Here is a 7,761-nt window from a genome sequence, read left to right as displayed (position 1 = left end):
AAATATAGATTAATATGCAAGCAATTAGGATACTGATTTTAGTGCATTTTTGAAAAATTTAAACCGTCTCTTCCGGGTGTCACTGAATTGAAAATAAAAAGTCAGAGACTTTTCGGAGTGGACTCATGGCAATAAAAACAAATTGGTTGCCCTGGCATCCGGACAAACACGTGATGAAGCTAACTGGTGGTTTGTCGGCTATCCGATTAATTGTATTTATGATTACGAAAAGATCGGCCTTTGGAATAAAACCGATGAGGATTATCAATATCTTTCAATACTCGAACCAGGTGGAAATGAAGGTATGATAAAAGTAAAATACACAGGCGATTATGATGATAACGGAAAACCCGTTAGACAAATTGGGCCGGATGACCGACAGATTATGGGTGTTGATCCCGATTTTCAGGGCGGTTTTAATACGCGCGTTGCTTATAAAGGATTCGACCTGAACGTAGTGGGGGCTTTTAAAAGTGGAGGAATCCTTATCAGTACCCTCTATTCGTCGGCAGGATATTTGAATATGATGACAGGCCGTAGAGGAAATGTGCAGGTAGATTATTGGACACCCGAAAACACCGATGCCAAATATCCTAATCCGGCCGGTGTGTTATCAGGTGATAATCCAAAATACGGCACTACACTGGGTTATTTTGATGCTTCTTATTTAAAGATACGTAATATTTCTTTGGGATACAATTTCATGCAAGATTGGGTAAAAAAAGCCGGCATCAATCAATTAAGGGTTTATTGCAGCGTTCAAAATCCATTTGTATTTTTCTCGCCCTACCATAGTGAGTCCGGCATGGATCCTGAAACCAATTCCTATGGTGATGAAAATGTTGCGGTTACAGATACATATCGATCACGTCTGTTAACGATAGGAACGAATACTCCTTCTACTCGTAATTACTTGATTGGAATTAATTTATCATTCTAAAACATGAAAATAATGAAAAAAATAGATTTTAAATTCATAATAGGAACAATCCTAATAGCCTTGACTGCATGTTCCGATATCTTAGAAGAACAACCTCGCAGTATTTACGAACCCGGCTTTTTCAAAAGTGAAAAAGGAGTAATGGGGGGAATAACATCCTTATATGCCCATCTCCGATATATCTATGGTCAAGCCTATTATTATAATACTTGTCTCACGGGTACGGACGAGGCAACCTACGCGCAGAGTGCTGATGCAAATTTTAAAGATATGGATCTTTCAGGAGTAGGTTCTATTACTGCAAGCAGTAGCCGTGCCGATGTGTTGTGGGGAGCTGCTTTCTCTAATATCAATACGGCTAATGGAATTATCGAAAATGCTACTGCCGTTGGAACTATTTCCGATGCCCTGATAGCAGAAGCGAAATTTTTCAGAGCTTTCGATTACTTTATGCTGGTTCAGACTTTTGGCGGTGTTCCTTTGGATTTGGGCAGTGGCATATTAAAATTTAATACTACACCTTCACGAACCTCTGTACGCAATACCGTGCCGGAAGTTTATACCCAAGCAATATTCCCTGATTTAATAACAGCCGTTAACGATCTGCCGGATAATCCGAGAGTCACCGGAGGAGTTACAAAGACTGTAGCAAGACTTTATTTGGCAAAAGCTTATTTAACTTATGCATGGTGGTTGGAGAATCCTAATAATATTCCAACTTATCCTGCTTGTGATCGCGTTAATCCGGATGGACACAATGCCCAATGGTATTTTCAACAGGCTTATGACATTGCCGCAACGGCTATCGAAAATCCCGGTCCTTATGGTTTGCAATCTACTTATTATGATGTAAACCTTGCACAGAATGATCGGAACAACGAAATACTGCTTTATGCCGATCATACCGAGAAAAGTGAATATTACAATGGTGGAAGTCTTACCTATGGTAGTGGAGGCGCGCCGGATAATTTTGCCGGATGGATGATGACATGGAATTATACCGTAATTACCAGCGCCACCTTACCCGACTGGTCTAAAACCATCAATTCCGTTCAACGTGAAGCGGTTCAGGCATTGGGCCGTCCATGGACAAGAATGTGTCCTACTATTAACGTGATTACACAAACTTTTGCCGATAAAACCAATGATTCACGATACGATGGAACTTTTACAACAGTTTATCGGGGAAACTGGAACAAAAATCCAAACAATGCCAACATACCATTTGTATATAACGGGAACAATATTACGGTGAATCCCGGCGGAGCTATATTGACTTTTCTAAACGAAGAACCTCAGACTGACATAGACTACAGTAACTCAACCTATAAAAGTAATATTGGTGCCGGAGTTTTACCTGGTAGAGCAGATTATGTAATTTCTCCCAGGGGTATCAGCCGAATCGTTTACCCTGGTTTATGGAAATTGGGCCCTTATCGAACCGATAATGGCAATGGTTTAGGTCAACCGAATGCCGGGAGTACTCGTCCATTTAATATTGCCAAGTTTTCCGAATTCTTCTTTATTGCAGCCGAAGCCGCTGTAAAAGGGGCAACAACCAGAACTATTGCCGGATCTTATGCCAATAATGGTACGGCTCGCGGCTTGATCAATGTGATTCGCGCTCGTGCAGGTAAATGGCGCTGGGACAACAATGGAAATGTGGCAAAAGTTCAGGATAATAGTGCCGCTATGATAGCTGCAACCCCGGCCACAATTGATATTAATTACATTTTAGCGGAACGTTCCCGCGAATACTATGGCGAAGGCTATCGTTGGTATGACTTGGTGCGTACACAGAAATGGGAAGACCTGGCTTCGAGTTACGAAATTTGTGGGAGCAACTACGGAGATCACACACCTAAAACTTATACTCGAACGATTGAGAAGTATCATTACCTGAGGCCTATACCTCAAGGGCAATTGGATGCAATGGAAATGACGCCGGAGGAGAAAAAGGCTTATCAAAATCCGGGATATTGATGATAAAGATTATGAAATTCTAATCGAAGAGATTGGTTGTTCTTATAGTTAGCAACCAATCTCTTAATCTATTATAATTTGAGTGCTATTAATGAAGTTAAAAATCGAATAAATTGGATTTTCGGTGATAAACAATGTTTTTATAGAATTAATGCGAAAACATTTTTGAAAAGTTTTTATAAAACCGAATAAAATGAAAAGCAAATTAATTTACATTGGATTTTTAGTGATAATCGCTTTGAGTGGGAAAGCCCAAAATGCACCGGACTTGGTGTGTTTTTTAGGGGGAGATGATGTTTTTGCTTTGACGACTAAAAACGAGGCAACATTTTCTATTTTGTCGGATTCTGCCGATTTTGTGGCAATACAACTTGCCTTAGCGAATTTGCAGAACGATTTTTTGGCAGTTGCCTGTAAAAAGCCGGCCCTAACGTACAATACAAAAACAAAATCTGTTAAACTCATTGTGGGTACGATTGGCAAGAGCAAATTCATCGACCAACTTGCCAACAAAAACATTATAAATAAAACCGATTTATTGGGCAAACATGAAAAATTCATCATTCAAACCGTAAAGCATCCCTTTGAAGGAATAGACGAAGCATTGGTTATTGCCGGCAGCGACAAACGAGGAACGGTTTATGGAATTTACGAACTTTCCCGACAAATAGGCGTTTCGCCTTGGTATTACTGGGCAGATGTACCTGTTCGGAAATCCGAAAATATTTATATCAAACGTGGGGTTTATTCTGCCGGCGAACCGGCGGTTGCCTATCGCGGTATTTTTCTTAATGACGAAGAACCTGCTTTGGGTGGTTGGACAAGAGCTACGTTTGGTGGTTTTAATCACAATTTTTATGAAAAGGTTTTTGAACTCATTCTTCGTTTGAAAGGAAATTTTCTTTGGCCTGCCATGTGGGGAAAGGCTTTTTATGACGATGATCCTCAAAACGCGGTGCTTGCCGACGAGATGGGGGTTGTGATCGGCACTTCTCACCACGAACCGATGGCGCGTGCTCATGTGGAATGGAGTAGATACGGAAAAGGAGAATGGAATTATCAGACGAATAAAAAAGTTCTGAAACAATTCTGGACAGAAGGTTTTAAACGAGCTTACGGAACAGAATGCCTGATTACTGTCGGTATGCGTGGTGATGGCGATGAACCGATGAGCGAAGAAAGTAATATAAAATTGCTCGAAAAAATCATTTCCGACCAACGCAGCATTATTTCCGAAATATCCGGGAAGGATGCTGCTGAAACGCCCCAAGTTTGGGCACTATACAAGGAAGTTCAGGACTATTACGACAAGGGGATGCGCGTTCCGGATGATGTAACCTTGCTGCTCTGCGACGACAATTGGGGAAATGTAAGAAAGCTGCCGTTACCGGATGCTCCGAAGCGAAAAGGCGGTTATGGAATGTATTATCATTTCGATTATGTAGGCGGGCCGAGAAATTATAAATGGATCAATGTCAGTCAAGTACAACGTATTTGGGAACAAATGAGTCTCACCTATCAGCATGGAGTCGATAAACTCTGGATAGTTAACGTCGGCGATTTGAAACCGATGGAATATCCGATTTCGTTCTTTCTGGATATGGCATGGAATCCCAACCAATTTACTGCCGATAATTTGCGGGAACATACCGAAAAATGGTGTGCTGAGCAGTTTGGAGAAAAATATGCCAAAGAATCGGCTCGGCTGATTGATACTTACACAAAATACAATCACCGCATTACGCCGGAGTTGTTGAACGATACGATTTACAGTCTGGAAAATTACAATGAGTTTCAGCAGGTAACTTCGGACTATGTGAAATTGGCTTTGGATGCATTCAGACTTTACCAACAAATTCCTGACGAAACAAAAGATGCTTTTGACGAACTGGTTTTGTTTCCCATCAATGCTTGCAGCAATTTATACGAAATGTATTTTGCCGTTGCCAAAAACAAACAATTAGCCAAACAAAATAATCCCGAAGCGAATATTTGGGCTGATGAAGTAAAGAAATGTTTCGAACGCGATTCGCTGCTTACCCTGCATTACAACACTGAAGTTGCAGGTGGAAAATGGAAGCACATGATGGACCAAATTCGTATCGGATATACCTATTGGCAGGAGCCAAAGCAGCGTGTAATGCCTGAAGTAAAATATGTAACACCTTCAGCCGACGAAAAAAACAAAAAATTTGTTGAAAGTGACGGTTATATTTCCATTGAAGCCGAACATTTCAATCGTGCGAAAGGAAACGAGCGAATAGAATGGAAAGTGATTCCGAATTTGGGAAAAACATTATCGGGTGTAACTACTTTTCCGCAAAACGAATATCCAACACCGGAAGACAGCATTTATCTGGAATATGACGTCATTACCCGGTCAACAGGAAATTTTCCGATACACGTATTGGTTTCGCCAACGCTTAATTTCAACAACAACAAAGGATTAAGATATGGCATTTCGGTTGATAATCAGGAAGAAAAGATTGTAAACATGAATGGAAAATACGATACAAAACTCCTGGAAAAATGGCAGGCACAACGCATCAATGAAACTATTACGACGCACATGTTTCAGTCAGCCGGAAAGCATACCATCCGATTTAGAGTATTGGAACCGGGAATCGTATTGCAAAAAATAATCATTGATACGGGTAACTTGAAAAAGAGTTATCTAGGAGCTCCTGAAAGCAAACGAATGATGGATTGAAATATTTTCATGGTAAATTTCAAATTAAAACAAATGAGTAGAAAAATCATAACTATTTTTTCATTTTTTGTGCTGTTATCTTTTGACCTTCAGGCAGAAGACGGGCACGATTTGTGGTTGCGGGGAAAAGGAACGAATTCCGTGAATGTGATTTGCTCCAAAAAATCACCAACGCTCAGCATTGCAATGCAGGAATTGCGGCAAGGATGGCAAGGAAAAACAAATGAAAAAATAGAACTTGTCGTTAAATCCGATAAGGCAATTAAGGGTGATGGCTTTAGAATCGGCAAAAACAGAATTCAAGCCAATACAGACATTGGGATTCTTTACGGAGTTTACGAATTAATGCGCCGGCAGCAAACAGGAGAGAACATTTACGAAGAAGTTTGCAATCCTTCTTACGAAAGGCGAATACTCAATCATTGGGACAATCTCGACGGAACCATTGAACGCGGTTATGCCGGCAGTTCGATATTTTGGAGAAAAGGCAAAGATTCATTAACAGTTACATATACGGATAAGCAGTTATGGCAGGAATATGCCCGTGCCAATGCGTCAATAGGAATAAATGGGTCGGTACTCAACAATGTAAATGCTTCGCCTGCGATATTGACAGCCGATTATTTGAAAAAGACAAAAGAAATTGCCGATGTTCTGCGACCGTATGGCATTAGAACCTATTTGTCGGTGAATTTTGCTTCACCCCAAGTGATAGGAGGTTTAAAAACTTCTGATCCGCTGAATTCGGAAGTTGCACAATGGTGGAAAAATAAAGTAAAAGAAATTTACAGTCTGATTCCCGATTTTGGGGGATTTTTGGTAAAGGCTAACAGCGAAGGACAACCCGGTCCGCAGGATTTTGGCCGCACACATGCCGATGGAGCAAACATGCTTGCAGATGCACTTTCCCCATTTGGTGGAATGGTAATGTGGCGTGCATTTGTATATAATCCTTCCGATGAAGACAGAGCGAAACAGGCTTATTCGGAATTTATGCCGTTGGATGGTCAGTTTCGCGATAATGTGATTATTCAGGTGAAAAACGGACCAATCGATTTTCAACCGCGAGAACCTTTCAGTCCACTTTTTGGAGCGATGAAAAAAACTTCAGTGATGCCGGAGCTCCAAATCACGCAGGAATATCTGGGACAATCGGTTCATCTGGTATACTTGGCGACGATGTGGGAGGAATTTCTAAAAAGTGACACCTATCAGGAAGGCAAAGGCAGTACAGTGGCTTGTTGTACCGACGGAAGTCTTTTCCCGCAAAAGCATACAGCAATCGCCGGAGTTTCGAATATCGGTTCAGACGTCAACTGGTGCGGTCATCCTTTTGCACAATCCAACTGGTATGCTTTCGGAAGATTGGCATGGAATAATTCCTTATCGAGTGAACAAATTGCCGACGAATGGATAAAGTTGACTTTCAGCGATAATTCGGGTGAAAGTGAAATTGATGTTGAAAATTCTATTTATTCTCCTGATTGGCAAGTGAATTTTCTTCAACCGGTCAAACAAATGATGCTCAATAGTCGGGAAGCTGCTGTAAATTATATGATGCCTTTGGGTTTACATCATATTTTTGCAGCCGATCACCATTACGGACCCGGTCCGTGGTGGGCACCCACAGGCGTCAGAAAAGATTGGACACCGCCCTATTATCATAAAGCCGATTCGATTGGAATTGGGTTTGACCGAACTGCAACCGGCAGCAATGCCGTGAGTCAGTACCAAGAACCACTTCAGTCGATGTTTTCCAATTCACAAACCTGTCCCGATATTTATTTGCTGTGGTTTCACCATTTGCCTTGGAATTTTATAATGAAAGATGGACAAACACTTTGGGACGAATTATGCTATCATTATGATAAAGGAGTCCGCCAGGTTAGAGAATTTCAGAAAACGTGGGATCAAGTGCAGCGGTATGTGGACTCGGAAAGATTTTCGCAAGTTCAAACTAAACTTCGAGAACAATGTATGAACGCACAAGTGTGGAAAGATGCCTGTTTGCTTTATTTCCGGCAGTTCAGCAAAATGCCTTTTCCAAACGATATGGAACGCCCGGTGAATAATTTGGAAGATTTGATAAAAAAGGATGAGCAAAGCAGAAAAATAAAATAGAAAGAGC

Annotated in this window: 3 protein-coding genes and 1 pseudogene; all 4 read left to right on the top strand. The window is 41.1% G+C overall.

The window, feature by feature from the left end:
- Window positions 1–130 precede the first annotated feature (130 nt).
- Window positions 131–940, top strand: a pseudogene (locus OLM34_RS04420) (SusC/RagA family TonB-linked outer membrane protein); the annotation flags it as partial.
- A 12-nt stretch (window positions 941–952) separates the two neighbouring features.
- Window positions 953–2,923: a RagB/SusD family nutrient uptake outer membrane protein gene (locus OLM34_RS04415; RefSeq protein ID WP_264405505.1), complete on the top strand. Its 1,971-nt coding sequence runs from the start codon at window positions 953–955 to the stop codon at window positions 2,921–2,923.
- A 193-nt stretch (window positions 2,924–3,116) separates the two neighbouring features.
- Window positions 3,117–5,633: a glycosyl hydrolase 115 family protein gene (locus OLM34_RS04410; protein WP_264405503.1), complete on the top strand. Its 2,517-nt coding sequence runs from the start codon at window positions 3,117–3,119 to the stop codon at window positions 5,631–5,633.
- Between the two features lie 33 nt (window positions 5,634–5,666).
- Window positions 5,667–7,754 (top strand): alpha-glucuronidase, encoded by a 2,088-nt coding sequence (locus tag OLM34_RS04405; protein WP_264405502.1) that lies wholly within the window; start codon window positions 5,667–5,669, stop codon window positions 7,752–7,754.
- Window positions 7,755–7,761 lie beyond the last annotated feature (7 nt).

The sequence above is a fragment of the Anaerorudis cellulosivorans genome (assembly GCF_025943985.1).
Taxonomy (GTDB): Bacteria; Bacteroidota; Bacteroidia; order Bacteroidales; family Dysgonomonadaceae; genus Anaerorudis; species Anaerorudis cellulosivorans.
The sequence above is the reverse complement of the archived record's forward strand: the minus strand, read 5'-3'. Positions and strand labels throughout refer to the sequence as shown.